General features: G+C 67.5%; 21 protein-coding genes and 1 pseudogene. 12 read left to right on the forward strand and 10 right to left on the reverse strand.

Annotated elements, in window-relative coordinates; all coding sequences use genetic code 11:
* Positions 1-145: 145 nt before the first annotated feature.
* Positions 146-1057 carry a 5'-3' exonuclease gene (locus ACHAA3_RS15315; RefSeq protein WP_435709914.1) on the reverse strand — a complete coding sequence of 304 codons (912 nt, stop codon included), beginning with the start codon at positions 1055-1057 and terminating at the stop codon, positions 146-148.
* 31 nt (positions 1058-1088) lie between these two features.
* The gene (locus tag ACHAA3_RS15320; RefSeq protein ID WP_435709916.1) at positions 1089-2639 is read right to left on the reverse strand and encodes a M28 family peptidase; all 1551 of its coding nucleotides are present in this window, start codon (positions 2637-2639) and stop codon (positions 1089-1091) included.
* 128 nt (positions 2640-2767) lie between these two features.
* On the opposite strand from ACHAA3_RS15320, the gene ACHAA3_RS15325 reads away from it, so the two are divergent.
* Genes ACHAA3_RS15325 through ACHAA3_RS15335 form a run of 3 tightly spaced genes read left to right on the forward strand, consistent with a single transcriptional unit; the run spans position 2768 to position 6056 of the window.
* Entirely contained in the window at positions 2768-3844 is a 1077-nt protein-coding gene (locus ACHAA3_RS15325) for a M24 family metallopeptidase (protein WP_435709917.1), read from the forward strand.
* Complete coding sequence (lnt, locus tag ACHAA3_RS15330) at positions 3841-5343, forward strand: apolipoprotein N-acyltransferase (protein ID WP_435709919.1); 1503 nt, start codon at positions 3841-3843, stop codon at positions 5341-5343. The genes ACHAA3_RS15325 and lnt overlap by 4 nt, the downstream gene beginning before the upstream one ends.
* Entirely contained in the window at positions 5343-6056 is a 714-nt protein-coding gene (locus ACHAA3_RS15335) for a polyprenol monophosphomannose synthase (RefSeq protein WP_435709954.1), read from the forward strand. The genes lnt and ACHAA3_RS15335 overlap by 1 nt, the downstream gene beginning before the upstream one ends.
* Before the next feature lie 11 nt (positions 6057-6067).
* On the opposite strand, the gene ACHAA3_RS15340 is transcribed toward ACHAA3_RS15335, so the two are convergent.
* The 4 genes from ACHAA3_RS15340 to ACHAA3_RS15355 form a co-directional block, all read right to left on the reverse strand.
* Complete coding sequence (locus ACHAA3_RS15340; protein WP_435709920.1) at positions 6068-6454, reverse strand: RNA polymerase-binding protein RbpA; 387 nt, start codon at positions 6452-6454, stop codon at positions 6068-6070.
* A 101-nt stretch (positions 6455-6555) separates the two neighbouring features.
* On the reverse strand, positions 6556-7869 hold the full coding sequence (locus tag ACHAA3_RS15345; protein WP_435709921.1) for an MFS transporter: 1314 nt from the start codon (positions 7867-7869) through the stop codon (positions 6556-6558).
* Positions 7866-8660: a glycerophosphodiester phosphodiesterase family protein gene (locus ACHAA3_RS15350; RefSeq protein ID WP_435709922.1), complete on the reverse strand. Its 795-nt coding sequence runs from the start codon at positions 8658-8660 to the stop codon at positions 7866-7868. Before ACHAA3_RS15350 ends, ACHAA3_RS15345 begins: the two co-directional genes overlap by 4 nt.
* A gap of 25 nt (positions 8661-8685) precedes the next feature.
* Entirely contained in the window at positions 8686-10236 is a 1551-nt protein-coding gene (locus tag ACHAA3_RS15355; RefSeq protein ID WP_435709923.1) for a UDP-N-acetylglucosamine 1-carboxyvinyltransferase, read from the reverse strand.
* A gap of 177 nt (positions 10237-10413) precedes the next feature.
* Here ACHAA3_RS15355 and ACHAA3_RS15360 point away from each other — a divergent pair, with 177 nt between their 5' ends.
* Positions 10414-10989 carry a rhomboid family intramembrane serine protease gene (locus ACHAA3_RS15360; RefSeq protein ID WP_435709925.1) on the forward strand — a complete coding sequence of 192 codons (576 nt, stop codon included), beginning with the start codon at positions 10414-10416 and terminating at the stop codon, positions 10987-10989.
* Here ACHAA3_RS15360 and ACHAA3_RS15365 read toward each other — a convergent pair.
* Positions 10986-11627 (reverse strand): MBL fold metallo-hydrolase, encoded by a 642-nt coding sequence (locus tag ACHAA3_RS15365; protein ID WP_435709927.1) that lies wholly within the window; start codon positions 11625-11627, stop codon positions 10986-10988. The two genes, ACHAA3_RS15360 and ACHAA3_RS15365, sit on opposite strands and share 4 nt — an antisense overlap.
* A gap of 35 nt (positions 11628-11662) precedes the next feature.
* Here ACHAA3_RS15365 and ACHAA3_RS15370 point away from each other — a divergent pair, with 35 nt between their 5' ends.
* From ACHAA3_RS15370 to ACHAA3_RS15395, 6 genes and pseudogenes are all read left to right on the forward strand, one after another.
* A complete protein-coding gene (locus ACHAA3_RS15370) occupies positions 11663-12550 on the forward strand; it encodes an alpha/beta hydrolase fold domain-containing protein (RefSeq protein ID WP_435709929.1) in 888 nt (295 codons plus the stop codon).
* A gap of 9 nt (positions 12551-12559) precedes the next feature.
* Complete coding sequence (locus tag ACHAA3_RS15375) at positions 12560-13342, forward strand: alpha/beta fold hydrolase (protein ID WP_435709930.1); 783 nt, start codon at positions 12560-12562, stop codon at positions 13340-13342.
* A 32-nt stretch (positions 13343-13374) separates the two neighbouring features.
* Entirely contained in the window at positions 13375-13644 is a 270-nt protein-coding gene (locus ACHAA3_RS15380) for a hypothetical protein (RefSeq protein WP_435709932.1), read from the forward strand.
* A gap of 27 nt (positions 13645-13671) precedes the next feature.
* On the forward strand, positions 13672-13836 hold the full coding sequence (locus tag ACHAA3_RS15385) for a hypothetical protein (RefSeq protein WP_435709934.1): 165 nt from the start codon (positions 13672-13674) through the stop codon (positions 13834-13836).
* A gap of 99 nt (positions 13837-13935) precedes the next feature.
* Positions 13936-14388: pseudogene (locus tag ACHAA3_RS15390) on the forward strand (RES family NAD+ phosphorylase); the annotation flags it as partial.
* A gap of 67 nt (positions 14389-14455) precedes the next feature.
* Complete coding sequence (locus tag ACHAA3_RS15395) at positions 14456-14749, forward strand: Fe-S cluster assembly protein HesB (RefSeq protein ID WP_435709936.1); 294 nt, start codon at positions 14456-14458, stop codon at positions 14747-14749.
* Between the two features lie 64 nt (positions 14750-14813).
* Here ACHAA3_RS15395 and ACHAA3_RS15400 read toward each other — a convergent pair whose 3' ends face one another.
* Positions 14814-15374, reverse strand: a complete 561-nt coding sequence (locus tag ACHAA3_RS15400; RefSeq protein WP_435709937.1) for a hypothetical protein — start codon at positions 15372-15374, stop codon at positions 14814-14816.
* A 109-nt stretch (positions 15375-15483) separates the two neighbouring features.
* Between ACHAA3_RS15400 and ACHAA3_RS15405 the strand changes: the two genes are divergently transcribed.
* Positions 15484-15921, forward strand: a complete 438-nt coding sequence (locus ACHAA3_RS15405) for a VOC family protein (RefSeq protein ID WP_435709938.1) — start codon at positions 15484-15486, stop codon at positions 15919-15921.
* A gap of 88 nt (positions 15922-16009) precedes the next feature.
* Here ACHAA3_RS15405 and ACHAA3_RS15410 read toward each other — a convergent pair whose 3' ends face one another.
* Complete coding sequence (locus ACHAA3_RS15410; protein ID WP_435709939.1) at positions 16010-18295, reverse strand: putative bifunctional diguanylate cyclase/phosphodiesterase; 2286 nt, start codon at positions 18293-18295, stop codon at positions 16010-16012.
* A gap of 168 nt (positions 18296-18463) precedes the next feature.
* Positions 18464-20287 carry a DNA helicase RecQ gene (recQ, locus tag ACHAA3_RS15415; protein WP_435709941.1) on the reverse strand — a complete coding sequence of 608 codons (1824 nt, stop codon included), beginning with the start codon at positions 20285-20287 and terminating at the stop codon, positions 18464-18466.
* 316 nt (positions 20288-20603) lie between these two features.
* Here recQ and ACHAA3_RS15420 point away from each other — a divergent pair, with 316 nt between their 5' ends.
* Positions 20604-21773, forward strand: a complete 1170-nt coding sequence (locus ACHAA3_RS15420; RefSeq protein WP_435709942.1) for an MFS transporter — start codon at positions 20604-20606, stop codon at positions 21771-21773.
* The last annotated feature ends 37 nt before the right edge of the window (positions 21774-21810 follow it).

A 21810-nucleotide genomic window follows, 5' to 3' on the forward strand; every position in this document is an offset into this window, starting at 1 on the left:
CCCTAGAGACTCAGGAATCCCGTCGGACCCGTTCGTCACTGTGGGCGGTGAGTTAGTGGGCTTTCATGGGCCTCGAAAGCCCACTAACTCACCGCCACCCAGCACTGCTTCGTCCAAAGCCCCGGCGAAGCCGGAGACCCGACCCTCACCGAGTCGAAAGCGACTCGAGCACTCGATCGACGGCTCCTCCGAGCCCCCAGGTCTCCCCGAAGGCCCGGAAGGCCGCGACCTGCTCGTCGGTCAGTGGCTCGCGTTCGTACGAAGCGGCCGGCACCACGTCGCTGCGCACCGTCACGACCTCGCGCGCCGCGGCGATGTAGTCGGTCGCCTCCAGCAGGGAGGCACGCACCCGCGGCTTGATCGACGAGGTGTCGTCGTGGGCGGCGGCGATGATGCCGTCGAGGTCCTCGAACTCGGCCAGCAGGGTCGCGGCGGTCTTCTCGCCGATCCCCTTGACCCCCGGCAGCCCGTCGGACGTGTCACCACGCATCACCGAGAAGTCGACATATTGACCTGGCTCGACCGCATACCTGGCGCGCAGCCAGGCCGCATCGACCACATCGTGCTTGGAGACGCCGCGCGCGATGTAGAGCATCCGCACGTCACGCGCATCATCGACGACCTGGAACAGGTCTCGATCTCCCGAGACGACCTCGACAGGCCCGTCGGCCTGTGCCGCGAGCGCCCCGATGATGTCGTCTGCCTCCGCGCCGGCGGTACCCACCACCGGGATGCCGAGCAGGCGCATTGCCTCGGCGATGAGGGGAACCTGCGGACCCAGCAGGCCGCCGGTGGTGTCGGCCTCGGCTCCCGATTCGTCCAGTCGCTGGGTCTTGTAGGTGTCGATCAGGTCGACTCGCCACTGCGGGCGCCAGTCGTCGTCCCAGCAGGCCACGATGGCCGTGGGTTCGTACTGCGCTGCGAGGGTGGCGACGAAGTCGACCATCCCTCGCAGCGCATTGACCACGGTGCCGTCGGGGGCCCGCATGGTGTCGGGCACCCCGAAGAAGGCACGGAAGTACAGGCTCGCGCTGTCCAGCAGCATCAGTCGCGTCACAGCGCGAGCCTACGCACTACGTCGCCGGCCACTACATCGCTGGATGGTCGGCGTTGTCCGCGCTCATCGTGGTCGCCGAGCGGGCGACGCGGCTCCCGTCGGGGAACAGACCCTCCTTGCGCGCGACCAGAACCTGTGTTGCGTGGGCAGCAGCGTCAGCCATCTGCGACAACCCGGTGGTGTTGATGTTGGTGATGTCATCGCACACGGAGTGGTAGCAGGGGTCGTACGCCTCGCCGGCGATTCCGCCGAAGATCGTCGCCTCTTCCTCGGTCTTGACGCCCTCGGCGCCGCTGAACAGACCGCCGGCCGGGATGCCGGTCGCGATGAACGGGCCGTAGTCGGACCGACCGTCGAACGCGGTCGGCACCGTCTGCAGGTTCTTCGACGCGAAGTAGGAGGTGAAGATGTCCTCGATCTGCGCGGACCCGGGAGGACCAGCTGGATCGCTGGCCGAACCGTCACCGTCGTAGACGAACCGGGCGAAGTTCGGTGAACCAAGCATGTCGAAGTTCAGGTTCGCGTAGATCTTCGCGCGCTGCGCGGAGCTCAGCTCACTGACGTAGTGCTCCGCACCCAGTAGTCCGGCTTCCTCAGCACCCCAGAAGGCGAAGCGCACGGGCCGCTGGACCTTCTTGGTCAGACGCAGCTCAGACATCTGTTGGGCGATCTCGAGGACCGCCGCGGAGCCGGAGCCGTTGTCGTTGATGCCGGCGCCCTCGGCCACGCTGTCCAAGTGCCCACCGACGACGATGGTCTGGTCGGGGTTGGCGACCCGTGAACTGGCCGGAAGATCGGCGATGACGTTCTCCGTGGTGCGGTTGAGGTCGTTCTCGGTCGAGGCCGTGACACGGACCTCCGCACCATCGGTGCCCGCGAGGACTGCGCCGTCGTCGTAGGTCAGCCCGACGACCGGGATGTCGAACGGCGTGCCCAGGGTGCCGGCGAGCAGCTCGGTGCGTCCGGCCTGGCCCTCGTTGAAGACGACCACCGCGGCGTAACCGGCGTCCACGGCGTTCTGCGCCTTGGTCGCGAAGTCACAGGTCCCTCGTTGGATCAGTGCCACCGAGGTGTCGCCTGCCGGCTCTGGGAAGTCCGAGGCCTCGCAACCCGACGTGCTGCCGGGCTGCGCCGGCGGCGGGATGCTGACGTCGATGGGAACGACAGGACCGGTCACGTCGCCGGAACCGGAGTACGACAGGGCTGACGTCTCGAAGGTCTTCTGGGTCGGCGCGGTCTGGGTCAGCGTGGCTGGCTCCAGGTCGCGCGAGAACGCGAAGGTGAACTGCTGGCGCTTGACCGTGTACCCGGCCTGGCGCAGCGTGCGGGCCACGTAGTCGGCCGAGGCCTCGTACCCCGGCAGGCCCGACGCGCGGTTGCCGCCGTTGTTGTTGGCAATCACCTGGAACTCGCGCAGGTGCTGCAGCATGCCGTTGACGGTCACGGCCTGCTCCAGCTTGCTGGTCTTGACGCCGTTGGGTGGTGCGTTGGTGCGGCTGTCGTCTCGTGCCACCGCGGGCGCCGCGGCGAGCAGAGACGTGGCCAGAGCAGCGGTGGCTGCGGACGCAAATATTTTGCGCATGAGGACCCCCCGATCCATTCGATGTGTGTCCACACGGTAGACCTACCCCGGGGTGATGGTTGCGCTGTGCATCGACCTGGTGGAAGTGGCGCTGCACGTCGCTCAGCGGCCGCCGGTACGCTCGGAGCGTGAGCAGATGGAAGCGGGCACAGCAGGCAGCGGCAGACCAGGGCATCGATGCCCTCCTGATCACACCGGGGGCAGATCTGCGCTATCTGACCGGGTACGTGGCGCTCCCTCTGGAGCGCCTGACGTGCCTGGTGCTGCCGTCGTCAGGCGATCCCACGCTGGTGGTCCCCGCCCTGGAACGTGCAGCCGCGGTGGCCTCGGGCATCGACGTCCAGATCGCGACCTGGAACGAGACCGAGGACCCCTTCGCCCTGGTGGCCTCGCTGGTCGGCGATGCCCACACCATCGGCGTCGACGATCACATGTGGGCCTCGCGGGTGTTCGCACTCGGTGCAGCGCTGCCCGAGGCCGATCAGGTGCTGGGCGGTTCGATCGTGCAGGACCTGCGGATCCGCAAGGACGCCGAGGAGACGGTGGCCCTGCGTGAGGCCGGACTCGCCATCGATCGCGTGCACCAACGCATGGGCGAGTGGCTGCGCCCCGGCCGCACCGAGCGCGAGGTCGGCGCCGACATCGCTGCGGCCATCCTCACCGAGCACGTGACCTGTGACTTCGTGATCGTCGGATCGGGCCCCAACGGGGCATCGCCGCACCACGAGGTCTCGGACCGGGTGATCGAGGTGGGCGACCCCGTCGTGGTCGACATCGGTGGCACCACGGCGGCCGGGTACTGCTCGGACTCCACACGCAACTACCTGGCCGGCGGCCAGGTTCCCGCCGAGTACGCCCAGTTCTACGACGTGCTGCTCGAGGCTCAGACCGCACAGCGTGAGCACGCGCGCCCCGGCGTCACCGCCGAGTCGGTTGATCTCGTCGGACGGCAGATCATCGCCGACGCCGGCTACGGCGATCTGTTCATCCACCGCACCGGGCATGGCATCGGCCAGGAGACGCACGAGGAGCCCTACATCGTGGAGGGCAGCGAGCTGGTGCTGACCGAGGGCATGGCGTTCTCGATCGAGCCCGGCATCTACGTCGAGGGACGGTTCGGAGCCCGTATCGAGGACATCGCGATCTGCACCGCCGATGGTCTCGAGGTGTTCAACAACACCCCCCGCGAGCTCGTCATCCTGTGAGAGCCGCGCTGGCGCTGCCGGCGGCCGTGGTTCTCGGCCTGATCGCCGCGGCCAACTTCGATCCGTTCTCGGTGCCGTTCACCATGGTGCTGTCCGCCGCTGGCGTGATGTGGCTGGCCAGGCGCCTGCACAACAGCTCGTGGTGGCTCGTGCTGGGGTGCGGCGTGCTGTACGGGCTCGCGTTCATGGGAGTGCTGATCCGGTGGATGACCGCGGTCAGCCCCGGTGCGTACATCGGTCTGGTCATCGGCGAGGCCGTCCTGTTCGGCATCGTGATGGTCGCGATGCGTTCGGTCATGGCCTTGCGAGCCTGGCCGCTGTGGGCGACAGCGGTGTTCGTCACGGGGGAGTGGGCGCGCTCGAACTACCCGTTCACCGGCTTCTCGTGGGGCCGTATCGGGTACACCGCGATCGACACGCCCCTGGAGTCCTTCGCGCGGCTGCTCGGCACGACGGGCATGTCGGTGGTGATGACACTGCTCGCCGTGGCGGTCCTGCTGGTGGTCGAGACCGGGCGCCGGCTTCGACACCGTGTGCAGGGCGTGGTCCTCGCGGTGGCCCTGGTCGCTATCGGCGTGGCCCTGCCCGTGGGGCTCGCTGGTGGACCCGGCGACGAGACCCGTCAGGTGGCGCTGATCCAGGGCAACACCCCCGGGGCGTTCCTGCAGTGGCCACCCGGGGAGATCCTTCAGCTCCACCTGGACGAGACCGAACGGCTCGTCGAGGCCGTCGAGACTGGACAGTCGCCGCGCCCCGACATGGTGCTGTGGCCAGAGAACTCCACGGACCGCGACCCGATCAACCGCCCGGGCGATCGTGAGCGCATCACCGATCTGTCCGCACGTCTCGGCGCACCGATTCTGGTGGGTGGCATCTTCGACGGCCCCACGCCCACCACCTCGTACAACGCTGGCGTCGTCTGGGACGAGTCCGGGCCGGGACAGCGGTACGTCAAGAGGCGTCTGGTCACCTACGGCGAGTACGTGCCCTTCCGCGACACCCTGGGCAGCCTGGTCCCCCAGGTCGACCGCGAGATTCCGCGCGACATGATCTCCGGCGACGAACCCGGCGTCATGGAGATCGGAGGCACCCGCATCGGCGACACGATCTGCTACGACATCGCGTACGACGAGGTCGTCCGCGACCTGGTCTCCGGGGGAGCCCAGATGATCGTCGTGCAGACCAGCAACGCAGCCTTCACCGGCACCGCACAGCCCGAGCAGCAGTGGGACATCTCCAGACTGCGCGCCATCGAGTCGGGCCGGTGGGTCGTCGTGCCGTCGACCAACGGCATCACCGGGATGATCGACGCCCACGGTGACGTCGTCCAGCGCGCCCCCGGACAGGTGGCGACCACGGTCGAGCAGGAGGTGCCACTCGCCTCGGGCCGTACGCCCGGAGTGGTCGCCGGCGCATCGATCCAGTACGCAGTGGTGGCACTTGGCGTGCTTGGATGGGGACTTGGCATTCGTCAGTCGCGGCGGGGAAAGACCTCGTGATGCGCACCCTGGTGATGATCCCCACCTACGACGAGGCACTTAATCTCGAGCTGGTCATCCGGGAGCTGCACGCCGAACAACCCCAGGTCGACGTCCTGGTCGTCGACGATGCATCGCCGGACGGGACCGGCGAGATCGCCGATCGTCTGGCCGCGGCAGATCCGCGGGTGCACGTGCTGCATCGCTCGGGCAAGAACGGCCTGGGCGCGGCGTACCGCGCGGGATTCGCGTGGGGGCTCGAGCGCGCCTACGACCGGCTGGTCGAGATGGACGCCGACGGTTCGCACCGCCCCCGCGACCTGGCAGCGATGCTCGAGGCCAGCCTCGACGGTGCAGACCTGGTGCTGGGATCTCGGTGGGTCCCCGGCGGGGGAGTCATCAACTGGCCCTGGCACCGCCGATTCATCTCACGTGGCGGCACCTGGTACGCCCGGTTGATGCTCGGGATCGACATCAAGGACGTCACCGGCGGCTATCGAGTGTTCCGACGACACACCCTGGAACGGCTGCGCCTCGACGATGTCGTCTCCGAGGGCTACTGCTTCCAGATCGACATGACCCGCCGCACGATGGCGGCGGGCATGACGGTCGTGGAGGTCCCGATCACGTTCGTCGAACGCGAGCGAGGCAGCTCCAAGATGAGCGGTGCCATCGTGCGCGAAGCACTCTGGCGCGTCACCGTGTGGGGACTGCGTCGGATCTTTCGCCGCTAGCCCCGATCCGATCAGGCAGTCTTGCGGCGCTTGCGCGCTGAGGCCCGGTGCAGGTGCGGCGGTCCGATCTCGCCACCGCGCAGCAGCTCGAGGCGCTCGGTGAGGATGTCCTCGAGCTCGTCGACCGATCGACGCTCCAGGAGCATGTCCCAGTGCGTGCGCACAGGCTTCTCGTTCTTGGACTCTGGCTCGGCTCCGTTGACGAGGCGGCCCATGTGCCCGGTCTTGGGGTCTTCCCACTCCAGCGGGATCTCGGCCTCGTCGGCCATGACCACCGTGAACGTGTGGCCATCGGCGCAGACGTACTCGATCTCCTGACGGGGGGCCATCTCGACTCCGCGCTCGTCCTCAAAGCTCTGCGCTCCCAGTCGAGCACCTCGCAGTGCACGTTCAGCCATGATGAGACCCCTTTCGTGGTTGCTCTCAGTCTCCACAACGTACGAGACCCGCTTGAGATTCCCCTGAGCGATGTCGATCTGCGTAGCGTCGATCCATCAGCCTACTGTGAAAGAGCGCGGTCGCCGACCAGCGGTGGCACTCTCGTCAGCGCGAGCAGGCCGATGCCGATCACCAGCATGATGCCGAGGATGCCCCAGCGGTCGTCGCCACCGACGAAGGCGAACACGCCGAACAGCGTGGGGGCCAGGAACGAGGCGGCCCGGCCCGTCATGGCGTACAGGCCGAAGTGCTGGCCCTCCTTGCCCGGCGGGGTCAGTCGCACGAGATAGGTGCGCGACGCCGACTGGGCGGGGCCGACGAACAGCACCAGCACGAGACCGAAGATCCAGAAACCCGTCATCCCCTGCACGAACAGCAAGATGATCCCGGCGATGAGCATCGAGATCAGCGACACCGTGATGACGCGACGCGGACCGAGGCGGTCGTCGAGTCGGCCAGCGATGATGGCGCCTGCGGCGGCCGCGACGTTCGCCGCGATCCCGAACAGGATCACCGAGTCGTCGGTGAATCCGTAGACGCTGACCGCGATGACGGCGCCGAAGGTGAACACGCCGGAGAGGCCATCGCGAAACAGCGCGCTGGCAATCAGGAACTGCACCGTGGGCCGGTCGTCACGCCACATGGTGCGCAGCTCGGCGAACAGCACGCGATAGGACTCCACGAAGCCGACGTCGGGCACCGCACTGGCCTCGGCCGGCAGCTCGGGAACGGCCAGCAGGACCGGGATCGAGAACGCGAGGAACCAGGCAGCAGCGACCAGCGCGACCCACCGGATGTTGAGACCGTTCTCGGTCGACACCCCGAGCAGACCACCGTCGCCGGAGATCAGCCCCACGTAGACGATCAGCAGCAGCACGATGCCACCCAGGTAGCCGAAGGCCCAGCCCAGACCGGAGACACGGCCGACCGTCTCAGGCGTCGAGACCTGGCGCAGCATCGCGAAGTACGGCACCTGGGCGAGCTCGAACAGGACCGTGCCGACAGCGATCAGCGCCAGGCCCAACCACAGGAAGTCAGGAGAGTCCTCCACCAGGAACATCAAGGCCGTCACGACCACGACCGACAACGTCAGCAGGGCAAGCGATCGCTTGCGGTGTCCTGATGCGTCAGAGCGCTGACCCAGGACGGGCGCCAGGACGGCGATGAGCAGACTCGCTGCTCCGATGGAGAATCCCAGCCAGGAGCTGGCGGAGAGGGGGCCGCCGATGTCGTCGCCGACCGCGTCGGTCAGGTACACCGAGAAGACGAAGGTCACGATGACCGCGTTGAACGAGGCCGAGCCCCAGTCCCACAGGCTCCAGGCGATCACGGGACCGCGGCGCGTGGCATCGGCCACGGCGGGGGTGCTGCTCATGGTGTGTCCTTCCGGTTTTCGGGGGGCCAGACGGCTCGAGCGCGCAGGACGTCGGCGAGGACATCGGTGCGGTCGGTGATGATGCCGTCCACCCCGAGATCGAGCAGGCGGTGCATCTCCTCGGCCTCGTCCACCGTCCACACGTGGACCGGCAGTCCCAGGCGACGTGCCCTGGCCACGAATCGGGCCGTGGTGATCGGCAGCCCGCGGGTCGCGACCGGCACCTGGAGGCAACGAGCGTGCGGGAGGCCGAGCCTGGTGAGCAGGCCCACGGGCAGCAGCATGACGAGTGCGACCTCGAGAGTCGAGGCCCCGGTCACGACGCCGGGAAGCAGGCGTCGGATGCGTCGCAACCGTCGATACGAGAACGACGCCAGGCACACCCGATCGACAGCGTTCTCGGTGACGATGACCTCGCAGGCCGCCTCGATCGCGTCATCGGACTTGATGTCGATGTTGAGCCGTGCCTCAGGCAGCGCCTGCAGGACGTCGACGAGGCGGGGGAGAGCGGCGCGATCATCGAGACGCTCGTCGGCCAACTGACGATCGGTCAGGTCGGCGACGGCGGCCGGAGTTCCCGTCAGTCGCTCCAGGGTCTCGTCGTGGACGAGCAGCACGGTTCCGTCGGCCGAGCACCGCACATCGGTCTCGAGGTAGGTGAATCCGCGGGCCACGGCATCGGTCATGGCCTCCAGGGAGTTCTCGATGCCGAGGTTGGTGCCGGTTCGCGCACCGCCGCGGTGCGCGAAACCGATCGGTGCCGGCTCGTCGAGGTACCCAGTGCGTGACACATCCGACACGCTAGGGCCTCAGGACTCAAATGTCCCGGAAGGTCTCGATCTGCGCACCCAGCGCGTTGAGTCGCTCGGCGAGGTCCTCGTAGCCACGATTGATGACGTAGACGCTGCGCAGGACCGAGGTGCCCTTGGCCGCCAGCATCGCCAGCAAGATGACCACGGCCGGTCGCAGTGCCGGCGGGCACACGATCTCGGTGCCGCTCCAGCGCGTCGGACCCTCGATGAGCACCCGGTGCGGGTCGAGCAGCTTGACCTGGGCACCGAGCTTGTTGAGCTCGGTCAGGTAGATCGCGCGGTTCTCATAGACCCAGTCGTGCAGCATCGTCTGACCGGTCGCGGTCGCCGCGATGACCGCGAAGAACGGCAGGTTGTCGATGTTGAGGCCCGGAAAGGGCATGGGGTGGATCTTGTCGATCGGGGCGTGCAGCTCCGAGGCGTACGTGGTGATGTCGACCAGCCGGGTACGGCCGTTCTCGGCCGGATACTCCTCGCTGCGGTCGTAGGTGAAGCCCATCTCCTCGAGCAGGGCGAGCTCGATCTCCATGAACTCGATCGGCACGCGTCGCACCGTGATGCTCGACTGGGTGACGATGGCCGCCGCGATCAGGCTCATGGCCTCGATCGGGTCCTCGCTGGGCGCGTACTCGACGTCGCGGTTGATCTCCTGGCATCCGGTGACCCGCAACGTGGTGGTGCCGATTCCCTCGATGCCGACGCCGAGCTCGAGCAGGAAGAAGCACAGATCCTGCACCATGTAGTTGGGACTGGCGTTGCGGATGACCGTGACGCCGTTGTGGCGGGCCGCGGCGAGCAACGCGTTCTCGGTCACGGTGTCACCGCGCTCCGTCAGGACGATGGGACGCTCGATCTGGACGTCCTCGGCCGCGGTGGCGTGGTAGCTGCCCTCGGTCGCCACGACCTTGAGGCCGAAGGGTCGAAGGGCCGTCATGTGCGGCTCGACCGTGCGGGTGCCGAGATCACAGCCACCGGCATAGGGCAGCTCGAAGTCGTCGTAGCGATGCATGAGGGGACCGAGGAACATGATGATGCTGCGGGTGCGTCGGGCGGCATCGGCGTCCATCGAGGCGAGATCGAGCTTGGCGGGAACGACGAGCTCCAGGTCGTTCTCGTCGTTGAGCCAGGTGGCCCTGACACCGATCGACTCCAGCACCTCGAGCAGCCGGTTGACCTCCTCGATGCGAGCGACCTTGCGCAGCACCGTGGTCCCGGCGTTCAGCAGGCAGGCACACAGCAGCGCGACGCCGGCGTTCTTGCTGGACTTGACGTCGATCGAGCCGGACAGCTGGGTCCCGCCCTTGACCCGCAGGTGGCTGGGGCCAGTGGAGTTGCCGACGCTGACCAGCTCGGAGTTCAGGACGTTGCCGATGCGAGCCAACATCTCCAGGGTCAGATTCTGCTGACCCTTCTCGATGCGGTTCACCGCGCTCTGGCTGCTGCTCAGCTCGGCGGCCAGCTCGGCCTGAGTGAGGCCTCTATGCTGGCGGGCCTCGTGGATGAGGTCGCCGATGCGAGTGAGATAGTCCTGCTCGATTGCGCTGACGTCAGACATTCCTCCACCTTATCTCATATATGAGATACCTATGAACGTGCCGGGCGGACCACGACAGCGATCAGGACACCGATCACCGTCAGCCCGCTGCCGACCAGACCGAGGATACCGACCCGGTCCGGATCGACGATCACCTCGATCAGCTCGGCACTTCCGACCCCTCGATATCGTGGCGGGGTGAGGTCCTCGACGTTGCTTGCCGCCCGTCAGTCCGTCGTGCTCGCCGGAGGCTTCGTGGCAGTTCTCTGGCTGGTCGAAGGCCTGGACGCCGTGCTGCCCGGTCGATTCGAGGGCAACGGGATCCGTCCGCGTTCCGATGCGGGCATGTCAGGGATCTTGTTCGGTCCCTTGATCCACTCGGACTGGGCCCATCTGATCGGCAACTCGGTACCGCTGCTGGTGCTCGGGTTCCTGCTCGCGATGTCGGGAGTTCGCACGTTCCTCGCCGTGACCGCAGTGGTGTGGTTGGCGTCGGGCCTGGGGGTGTGGCTGGTCGGTTCGGCCTTCACGGTGCACGTGGGGGCGTCGGGCATCGTGTTCGGCTGGATCGCGTACCTGATCCTGCGCGGCGTGTTCGCCCGGAGCCTGGGGCAGATCGCGCTGGGCGTCGCCGTCTTCATCGCCTATGGCAGCGCTCTGTGGGGCGTCCTGCCGGGGCAGGTCGGCATCTCGTGGGAGGGGCACCTGTTCGGTGCACTCGGCGGCACTGTCGCTGCCTGGTGCCTGCGCAACGGGGTCGAGAAGGACAACTAGACCCGGGTCGATTCGTCCTGGGCCAGCCGTCGAGCGTCCGCAGCACCGCCATGGGTCGAGACCTGACCCCAGTACAGGTCGTAGGCGCCCTCGGCGATGGTGAGGTCATGGATCGGCAGGATCGTGGTGGGTGCGATCCGTTGCACGAAGTCGACGGTCTCACTCAGCTTGGCCCAGGGGGCGCCGAGCGGCACGGCCAGGATGTCGACGTCGTTCGGTGCGTACTCGTAGGTGTCACCGGGATGGAACACCGTCGTGGTGCCGTCATCGATCGTGACTCCGACATTCGCGATGCGTGGAATCTCCGGCAGGATCACTGCGTGATGAGCGCCGACACCGCGAATCCGCAGATCGCCGATCATGGTCTCGAGCCCGTCGGCGTTCGGGATCCAGGTGCCGAATGTCACCAGCTCGGCCGTCTCGGGGTCGCTGAGCAGGACGGCGCCGGGATTGCCCGCGAGCAGCGCTGGCACCCGGTCGACGTCGAGATGGTCCGGGTGCTGGTGGGTCACGACGATCGCGTCGAGGTCGGTCAGCGCGAACACGGCGTCACCGCAGAAGCTGCCCGGGTCGATCAGGATGCGCGTCGAGGCGCTCTCGACGAGGAGTGCGGCATGTCCGAAACGAGTGATCAGCATGTGGTCCATCATGAACCCATGGCACTGTTCGTCCCATGGCACTGTTCGCCGACGGCTACGCCGCGCTCTCCGGCCTGCTCGCGCCACTGACCGTGCGCTACGGCGAGGATCTGCGCCTCGCCGGAAGCGACCTCCCTCGACCCGAGCGCCTGCGGGTGCCGACGCGCCACGGTCGGGTGAAGGTCCACGTGTACCGACCTCCGGGCATCGAGAACCCGGCCGTCCACATCCACCTGCACGGCGGCGCGTTCATGATGCGATACCCGCAGATGGACGACTTCTTCTGCCGATTCGTGGTGGACCGCGCTCGCGTCGCGGTCGTGAATGTCGACTACCTCGCAGCACCCCGGGTGCGGTACCCGGTGGCGCAGGAACAGGCCCACGACGTGCTGGTCTGGCTCACCCAGCATGCGGGGGAGTGGGGGCTCGACGCGGACCGCATCTCGATCGGCGGATTCAGCGGTGGGGGCAACCTCGCGGCGTCGGCCTGCCTGCAGGCTCGCGATCGATCGAGCGCGGCGCCTCGGCTCCAGGTGCTGGGCGTGCCGTCGCTGGACGTCGCCGGCGACATCCACGGCAAGCCGTCGACCATCGCACGACCCATGATCGGCCCAGGCCTGCTGCGGCTCGTGCGGGCGACCTACTTTCGCGATGTCGCCCGCCGCAGCGAGCCGTATGCCTCGCCCGTGCTGGTCGACAGCGTCGTAGGTCTGCCGCCGAGCGTCGTGATCACGGCTGAGTACGACTCGCTGCGAGCCGAGGGCGATGCGTACGCCGCACGCCTGTCCGAGGCCGGCGTTCCGGTCGAGCACCACGTGGTGCCGCGACGGGACCACTACTTCCTCGACGGCGGCGACCCCGCCCAGGCCGGGCACTGGATGGGTCTGCTGGCCGACCGCATCGAGGCGGCGCTCGCGACCTAGTGTGAGGACGTGAACAGCAGCGCACCCCAGATCCATGTCACGACGATCGGCGAAGCGGGGCCACCCGTCGTGTTCCTGCACGGACTGTTCGGCCAGGGCAAGAACTTCACCCAGGCGGCGAAGGCTCTCGCGCCGGACTTCCAGTCCGTGCTCGTCGACCTGCCCGATCACGGTCGTTCGGGCTGGACCGAGCGCGTCGACTACGCCGACTACGCCGACCTGATCGCTCACGCTGTCGGGGATCGGGCGCCGTTCGACCTCGTGGGCCACTCGCTGGGCGGCAAGGTCGCCATGATGCTGGCACTGCGCCATCCCGATCTCGTGCGCCGACTGGTCGTCGTCGACATCTCGCCGTCGGCCAGTGAGGGGGCGGGGGAGTTCGAGCACCTCCTGGGCAGCCTGGCCGAGCTCGACCTGACGACTCTGGATCGTCGTGGCGAGGCCGACGAACGGCTCACGGCCTCGATCGATGATCCGCGCGTGCGCGGCTTCCTGCTGCAGAACCTGCGCAACGGCCCCGACGGATTCGGCTGGCAGGCCAATCTGGATGTGCTCCGGCGTGATCTGGGAACGATCGGCGGATTTCCCGAGGTCGCGGGTCACTTCGACGGACTCGTGCTGTGGATCGCTGGAGAGCGGTCGAACTACGTGCGCGAGGCCGATGAACCGACTATGCGGGCCCTGTTTCCCCGCACGACGCTGGTCACGGTCAAGGGCGCCGGGCACTGGGTCCACTCCGAACGGCCAGATGCCTTCGCCTCGGCGCTGCGAGTGTTCCTGTCCGCTGACTGAGCTATGTCGACCATGACGTCTACCGCGAGCGGTTGCTGGCACTGCTGCGCAGCGGTCGCATCGACCAGGGCGCTCTGCCAGATCCCGAGGAGTTCGTCGAGCACGGCATCCATGCCCGACGCCCCACGTCGCCCTTGCCAGACCTGATCGGCCCCGTCTACACGTCCGGTGGAGTGCAGGCCGTGCTCGACATCAGTCGCCAGCAGCTGGCTGATCGCCGTCAGCGCGGCACCATCGTGGCCGCGCGGACCGCGGACGGTCGATGGGTCCACCCCATCTACCAGTTCGACGAGTCCGGGTGACGTGCCGACGTGCGCGCGGTGCTCGACGTGCTGCGCGCGGAGGAGGCGCCCGACCCGTGGACGCTCGCGCTGTGGTTCGTCACCGAGCGCGAGGCGCTCGGGGGAGTGAGCGCGCTCAAGCTGCTCGACGCCGGCCACCTGGACACTGTCCTGTCCCATGCGGCCGGCACGGTCGCCCGCTGGGCCGCGTGAGCAGGCGCGACGCGAGCCGTCAGAGACCTCCGGGGGACCTGACCGGATTTCCCAGTCGCCTGCTCACCACCACACGACGCAGGTCGCGCTGGCGCCGGGCAGGGAGGACGCTGGGATCTGTCCGCTCCCGACGGCACCTGCTACCTGGCCCAGAACGACCGTGCAGCCCTGATGGAGGTCGTCGGCCCCGACCTGTACGACCAGGGATTCGTGACGGAGGGATTCCTGCGTCAGCGGATCGCCTCGACGGTCACTCTTCCCGAACGTCCCCGGGTTGCGGATCTGCTGGACGACGAGGTCACGACCTATGGGCGCACCCAGGCATGGGCCCGTGCCCTCCGCCATCACGGATTCGACGGGATCGTCTTTGGTCTGCGATTCCGGCCCAATGCTGAGGGGCTTGCCGTGTTCGGCACGTCAGGCCCAGCAGTGGTCGCACCCGTGCACGGGCCATCACGGGAGGCGCTCGAGGTGGCCGAGGATCTCGATCTGCCGATCCTGTACGCCCACCAGCTCGGGCGCCTGGTCGACTTCACCGTCGTCGACCCCTGATTTGCATCTGACGGCACATGAGGAAGAGTGGACGTTTTCGTTGCACCCGATGTGTCAGGAGATATTCATGCTCACCTTGACCGAAACCGCTGCAGACGTCGTCAAGCAGCTCACCGAGACCGAAGCACCCAGCGACGAGGCAGGCCTGCGGATCAGCACGCAGACCGAGGGCGAGGACGGTCCTGGCCTGCTGCTCGCGGCCGCCGCTGCACCCGAGGACGGCGACCAGGTCCTCGACGAGGCAGGCGCGCGCGTCTTCCTCGACGAGTCTGCCTCCGTCATGCTGGACGACAAGATTCTTGACGCCCAGGTCACCCCTGATGGCGCGGTGCAGTTCGCCGTGGGCCAGCAAGAGGCCTGAGCCACTCACCGCGACCCCGGACCCTCCACCATCGTGGAGGGTCCGGGGTCGCGGTGTCTCTGCCTCAGACGGCGGGGCGCTGACCGCTGAAGTAGCGGTTGGACTCTGGGCGGAACAAGAAGTACAGGATCGCCACCGAGAGCACCAGGCTGACCACGGTGAGCAGCAGCAGGATGATCGGCTGCGAGCCGAGCAGCCCGAACAGGCTGAACACGATGCCCAGGGCAGCAAAGATCGTGTAGACGATGCGCGCCCAGTTGGCTCCCTTGGCGATGAAGTAGGCGAACACGGCCGCGATGGCGACACTGAAGACGATGCCCACGACGGCGCCGATGATGACGCTCGTGCGGGCAGCATCGCGGTCGAGTCCCGTCCCGCTGTCCATCGCGGTGTCGACGAGGTCATCGAGGAACGCGAAGGTCACGATGGTCGAGATGACGCCGACGGCGACGCTGATCCAGATGAGCTTGACCGCCGTCGTCACGGAGGCGGGAGCGGGTCCCTTGGTCTGCGCTGAGGGTTCGGGCTCGGGGCTGGCGGGGAACGGCTCCATGAAGGTCCTGTCGTCGAGACGGTGCGAGGGCTCAGGTGTGCCCTCGCGGCAGATGGGCACAGCCTGCCGCATCGAGAGGTCTCCCGTCCAGCGCGGGCAACTGCCACGTCGGCATGTGGTCCAGCAGGTCGAGACCTGCAGCGTTGACGACCGAGCGGCTGATTCCGATAGCGTGCTTCGCATGCCCATCAAACTCGAGAACATCGGCATCGCCGTCCGCGACCTCGATGCGACGATCGCCTTCTTCACCGACCTCGGGCTGACCGTCCTCGGCCGTGACACGGTCAGTGGAGACTGGACCGACACCGCCGTCGGCCTCGACGGCAACCACGCCAACATCGCCATGCTCGAGACGCCTGACGGCACCGGTCGCCTCGAGCTCTTCGAGTACATCCACCCCGACGCGATCGAGACGGAGCCCACCCAGCCCAACGAGATCGGCATGCATCGCGTCGCCTTCTCGGTCGACGACCTGGACCTGGCTCTCGAGATCGCCGCGAGGCACGGCTGCCACCCACTGCGCGGAGTGGCGACCTACGGCGACATCTACAAGCTCACCTATCTCCGTGGACCCAGCGGCATCATCGTGATGCTTGCCGAGGAGCTCAGCAAGAGCTGACTGCTGGCCGAATCGCGACACCTGGAGATGGGTTGGCGGACCCCAACTTCTCTGGGCATTCTATGTCCGATAATGCACATTATGTCAACTAACGGCCCTGTGCGCGTGACCGAGGAGCATCGCGGCCGGTGCCCAGCCGGCCCTGGATGACGCGGGCCGGCTGGGGGCACGCGAACAGGAAGCCCTGCACCGAGTCGACGGTGAGACTGCGCAGGACCTGCAGTTGTTCCTCGGTCTCGACGCCTTCAGCCACCACGTGCAGCCCGCAGCGGTGCGCGGCGGTGATCATGAGAATCAACAGGTCACGCGCTCCGGGCGTGGTGCACGTGACGAACTCTTTGTCTATCTTGAGCGTGTCGACCGGAAGCATCTGAAGCTGGGCTATCGACGTGTAGCCGGTGCCGAAGTCGTCGATACTGATCGAGACTCCTATCCCCCTCAGTGCGACGAGGCGGGTCGTCGCTGTCGGCACGTCGATGAGCACGGACTCGGTGATCTCCAGCACGAGGCGGTGCGCGGGCAATCCGGAGCTGGCGAGCGCACTGGTGACGTCGGTGACGATGCCGGAGTCCGCGAGGTGCCTGCCGGAGATGTTGACTGCCACGGTCACATCCGCGTAACGCGTCGGCTCCTCGTCGATCCACCGGGACAACTGGTCGGTGGCCTCGCCCAGCACCCAGCGGTCGATGTCGCAGATCAGGTCGGACTTCTCTGCCACTGGGATGAAGGTGTCGGGCTGCTGCAAGCCGTGACCTGGCCGGTGCCAACGGATCAGCGCCTCGTACCCGGCGACGATGTCGGTATCGACCGCAATGACCGGCTGATAGTGCAGAGCGAACTCCCCCTTCGTGAGCGCATCGCCCAGCGCGGCCTCGAGCGCCGCCTGTTCGTTGAGCTCACGACGCAGCGCGTCACCGAATACGTGCGATCGGCCGCGTCCCGAAGCCTTCGCCCGGTAGCTCGCGACGTCGGCCTCGTGCAACAACTGATGGGCGTCCGTTCCGGCATCCATGCTGTAGGCAATGCCGATGCTGGCGCCACCGGTGATGGTCACTCCGCCGACGGTGAACGGAGCGGCCAGCGTCCTGATCATACGGTCGGCGAGGTCGACTGCCTCCGTCTCGGAGCCCAACAGCTCCAACAGCACGACGAACTCGTCGCCCCCGAGCCGGCCGACCGTATCTCCCTCGCGGACGGACTCGTCCATCCGCCGAGCTGCCTCGCGCAGCACGTCATCACCTGCGCAGTGCCCCAGCTTGTCGTTGACGGTCTTGAACCGGTCGAGGTCGATGAACAGCAGTGCGGACAGCGTTCCGGCGCGCTGTCCGCGGTGCAACGCGCCCTCGATCTGCGCGAGCACCGAGGCACGATTGGCCAGTCCGGTCAGCGAGTCGTGGGCGACCTCGTGAGACAGCACGCTCTGCAGCCGATCGCGCTGCGACACCGTGGCGAGGACCGCACGGATGGCCAGGCTCATCCGGGCGACGACGAGCAGGAACAGGGCCATCGAGCACACGATCACCGCCCAGCTGTCAGGCGATATGCCGAAGGTCAGCTGGGCTGCGAGGGTGAGCGGGGCGACCAGCACGGCGGCCGTCAGCGCGACAGTACGTCTGCGGCTGAAAGGCTGCGACTCCTGGGTGGTCTCGTCGGACAACCACGTCATTGACGGGTGTAGTGCCGCCGCCCCCCACAAGAGATACGAAGCGAGCCAGAAGAGGTCCAGCCCGGTGCTGTAGCCGTTGGAAAGCTCGGTCGCGGCGAACATGGTGTCGGCGGCGATCAGCAGAACGAGAGCCATGGTGAGGAAGCGGAACGCCGCGGTTCGGTCACCCGACGCGGTGATGAGCCGAACCAGAAGCGCCAGCAGCAAGATGTCGCCTGCCGGATAGGCGACGGCGACGAGCCTGTCGATGACCGGCGCGCTCGTTCCGTTGATGATCGGGGCGCCGACTACGACCCACGTGAGCAGGCCAAAGCCGATCGTGACGATCGTGCTGTCGATCAGTCCGGCTGCGTCGGGCCCGCGGCGACGCGCGCGAATGAGCACGGCCAGTCCCGCCCCAAGCAAGGGGTAGGCCGCTATGTAGAGCCCGTCTGCAGGGGACGGGAACGGGTCGACCTGTCGCACGTCCTCGTACCAGCTGTAGAGCGCATCTCCCGAGACCCACGCAACCTGACCCAGAGCCATGAGCAGCCACGGCAGGCTGTGGCGAGGGCGGTGAAGCCGGACCCCGATCATGATCGCCACGGCACACGAGGCCCCGACTGCCAGGTACAGGACACCTTGAGGGACGCCGTCCGGCATGACGAAATAGACGACCAGCGCCAGCGCGCCCCCGCCCAGATACAGCTTCCACCACTGACCGCTCACGTGCCCTCCCTGACGATGCCGCACACCCCCGCGCGTCGTGCGAGGCCATCTTGTCCCAAACTGACCCACGAAGTAGCCGTTTGCGGGATACAGACTCCGCACTGCAGGCTTGACGACATCCCAGCGCTCGCGGAACTGTTCCGCCGGACTTGATACGCAGGCTGTCCGCTAATGCGGAGAGCCGTCGACGAGAGCGTGGAGGATCTGCTGTCCGTACCGCTCCAGCTTCGCCTGACCCACACCGCTGACGCCGCTGAGTGCATCCAGGGTGGCGGGCTCTTCGAGTGCAATCTGCTTGAGCGTCGCGTCGTGGAACACCACGTAGGCGGGCACGCCGTGTTCCTTGGCTGTCGCGGCGCGCCAGGCCCGCAACGTCTGGAACACCGACTCCGCGGCGGCAGGCAGTTCCGCGACGTCGGCGTTCGCCGTGGCGCGGGTCGCACGTGTCGCCCGGGCGACAGGCTCGCGCCGCATCATGACGGACTTCTCGCCGCGCAGCACCGGGCCACTTTCCTCCCCCAGGGCTAGGACGCCGTACTCCCCCTCGACGGCCAGCAGCCTGGCAGCCAGTGACTGCCGCACGACACCTCGCCACTGCGGCTCAGACAGCTCGGACCCGATGCCGAACACCGTCAGGTCGCCATGACGAAAGCGTGTCACCTTTTCGGTGTTTCGTCCCAGCAAGATGTCGATGGACTGACCTGCACCGAAGGACTGCCCGCGTTCGCGCTGCAGGCGCAGCACGGTCGACAGCAGCTTCTGGGCCGCGACGGTCGCGTCCCACGACTCGGGCGGATTCAGGCAGGTGTCACAGTTTCCACAGGGATCGGCTGCCTCGCCGAAGTACGCCAACAACCTGACGCGACGACACGCGATCGTCTCGCACAGCGCCAACATCGCGTCGAGGTGTGCGGCGAGCATCCGGCGGTGGGCGAGGTCGCCCTGAGATCCGTCGATCATCTTGCGCTGCTGGACCACGTCGGCCAGGCCGTACGCGAGCCATGCGGTGGACGGCAGACCGTCACGGCCGGCGCGACCGGTCTCCTGGTAGTAGCCCTCGACTGACTTGGGCAGGTCGAGGTGGGCGACGAACCGCACGTCCGGCTTGTCGATCCCCATGCCGAATGCGATCGTCGCCACCATGATCAGGCCGTCCTCGCGCAGGAACCTGGACTGATTGCGCGCTCGGGTTCCTGCGTCCAGTCCCGCGTGGTACGGCAGCGCCTCGATGCCGCTGCGCACGAGCAGCTCGGCCACCTGCTCCACGGACTTTCTCGACAGGCAGTACACGATGCCGGCGTCGCCGGGGTGCTCGGTGCGCAGCAGCTCGACCAGCTGCTTGCGGGGTTCGTTCTTGGGCACGATGCGGTACTGGATGTTGGGGCGGTCGAAGCTGGCGACGAAGTGCCGCGCTTCCCCAAGGTTCAACCGCTGGGCGATCTCGGCGTGGGTCTGCGCCGTCGCGGTCGCCGTCAGCGCGATGCGAGGCACGTCGGGCCATCGCTCGTGCAGCATCGACAGGGCCAGGTAGTCGGGCCGGAAGTCGTGGCCCCACTGCGCGACACAGTGCGCCTCGTCGATCGCGAACAGGGAGATCGAGCCGCGCTCGAGCAGACGCATCGTGGGCGACGCTCCCCCGCCCAGCGCCTCGGGCGCCACGTAGACCAGGTCGAGGTCACCGGCGAGGAACTTCTCCTCCACCTCACGCCGCGTCGCCTGGTCCTGGGTCGAGTTCAGGAAGGCGGCGCGCACCCCGAGCGCCAGGAGAGCGTCGACCTGGTCCTGCATCAGCGCGATCAGCGGCGAGATCACCACGGCGACGCCCTCGCGGACGAGCGCGGGGATCTGGTAGCACAATGACTTGCCGCCACCGGTCGGCATCAGCACCAGTGCGTCTCCCCCGGACACGACGTGCTCGATGATCTCGCCCTGGTCGCCGCGGAACTCTTCATAGCCGAACACACGGCGCAGCACGTCCAGGGATTCACTCACGCGCGCAAGGCTACGGGCTCGAAAAGCGCGGTCCCTCGGTGGAGGCCAGCGAAACAGTGGCTCCAAGCCCCAGGGATCCCGAGGCGCGCAGCGGGCGGTGACATAGCGGTCTTTCAGAGTGGGTGTCGGTGGGTCAGCGTCCTGTCAAGGGGTCGGACAGGACGCTGACCCACCGCTTCCATGCGAGACGCTACGAGAGTCTCGATGGCGAAATTCTGCACGCACTCAACGGTCCCGAGCCAGCAAGCGCGCCTGCATCGTCCCGGAAACGAGGCGGGCGTGACGGGGGCGCGCCCGTGCGCCTTAGGCTGACTCGGTGCCAGACCTGACGCGACTCCCCCCGTGGACCCGCGCAGCACTCGCCCTGTTCGTCGTGGGCTGGGGCGCCAATCAATTCGCAGCACTCCTACCGGTCTACCGGATCGAGGGCGGCGCGACGGACGGGCAGGTCACCGCCCTGTTCGGCGCCTATGCGATCGGCCTCGTACCGGCGCTCCTCCTGGTCGCGCCGGTCTCGGACCGCATCGGTCGACGACGCGTGCTGCGGCCCGTGCTCGTGCTGTCCTTCATCGCCACCGTGGTGCTGATGGTCGGCGGCTCGAACCTGACGGTCCTGCTGATCGGCCGACTGCTCGCAGGCATCGCCTCGGGAGCAGCGTTCGCCCCCGGGACTGCCTGGGTCAAGGAGCTCACCACGGGTCCTGCCGGCCCAGGTGCCAGACGAGCCGCGATCGCTCTGTCGTCGGGATTCGCCACCGGTCCCCTGGTCGCCGGACTCTTCGCCCAGTGGGCGCCCGCGGCCACCGTCCTGCCCTACGTGCCGCACCTCGTCCTGACCGTGGCGATCGCGATCATCATGTGGAACGCCACCGAACCACCTCTGGCGCGGGTGAAGGGCACGCACACCGAGGCGTCACGGGTTCGCCACGCGCTGACCAGGCCACGCTTCCTCCTGCAGGTCGTCCCCACGGCTCCCTGGGTCTTCGGAGGAGCCTCGTTGGCGTTCACGACTGTCCCTGCGATCGTCGACGTGCCCGGCCCGGAGATTGCCGTCGGAGGCGCACTCGTCGCGCTCACGCTGGGCACTGGAGTGGCCCTGCAGCCACTCGCTCGCCGATTGACAATCACCACCACCCTGATGCTGGGGGTAACCTCTGGAGTGCTCGGCCTTCTCCTCGGCGCAGTCGCGGCCGAGACGGGCGCGGGCTGGTTGGCCGCGCCGATCGCCGTGCTGCTCGGCGTCGCCTACGGATTCATCCTCGTGGGAGGGTTGCGCACGGTCGAGGAGGTGGCCGCCCCGGCCGATCTCGGCATGGTCAACGCAGTGTTCTACAGCCTGACCTACATCGGTTTCGCCGCTCCCTTTCTCGGGACCATCCTGCTGGGCGCCCTCGACGGGCCGGGCACCATGCTGCTGCTGGCTGCCGTGCTCGCCGCCTCGATCCCCCTAGTGATCGGTGGCTCACAGAACCGCGTCCGACCCTGAGCTGGTCGGATGGGTGCTCGTAGAATGGATCGCGAGG

Origin of the sequence: Aeromicrobium sp. CF3.5, from assembly GCF_051262695.1 — a bacterium.
Lineage (GTDB): Bacteria > Actinomycetota > Actinomycetes > Propionibacteriales > Nocardioidaceae > Aeromicrobium.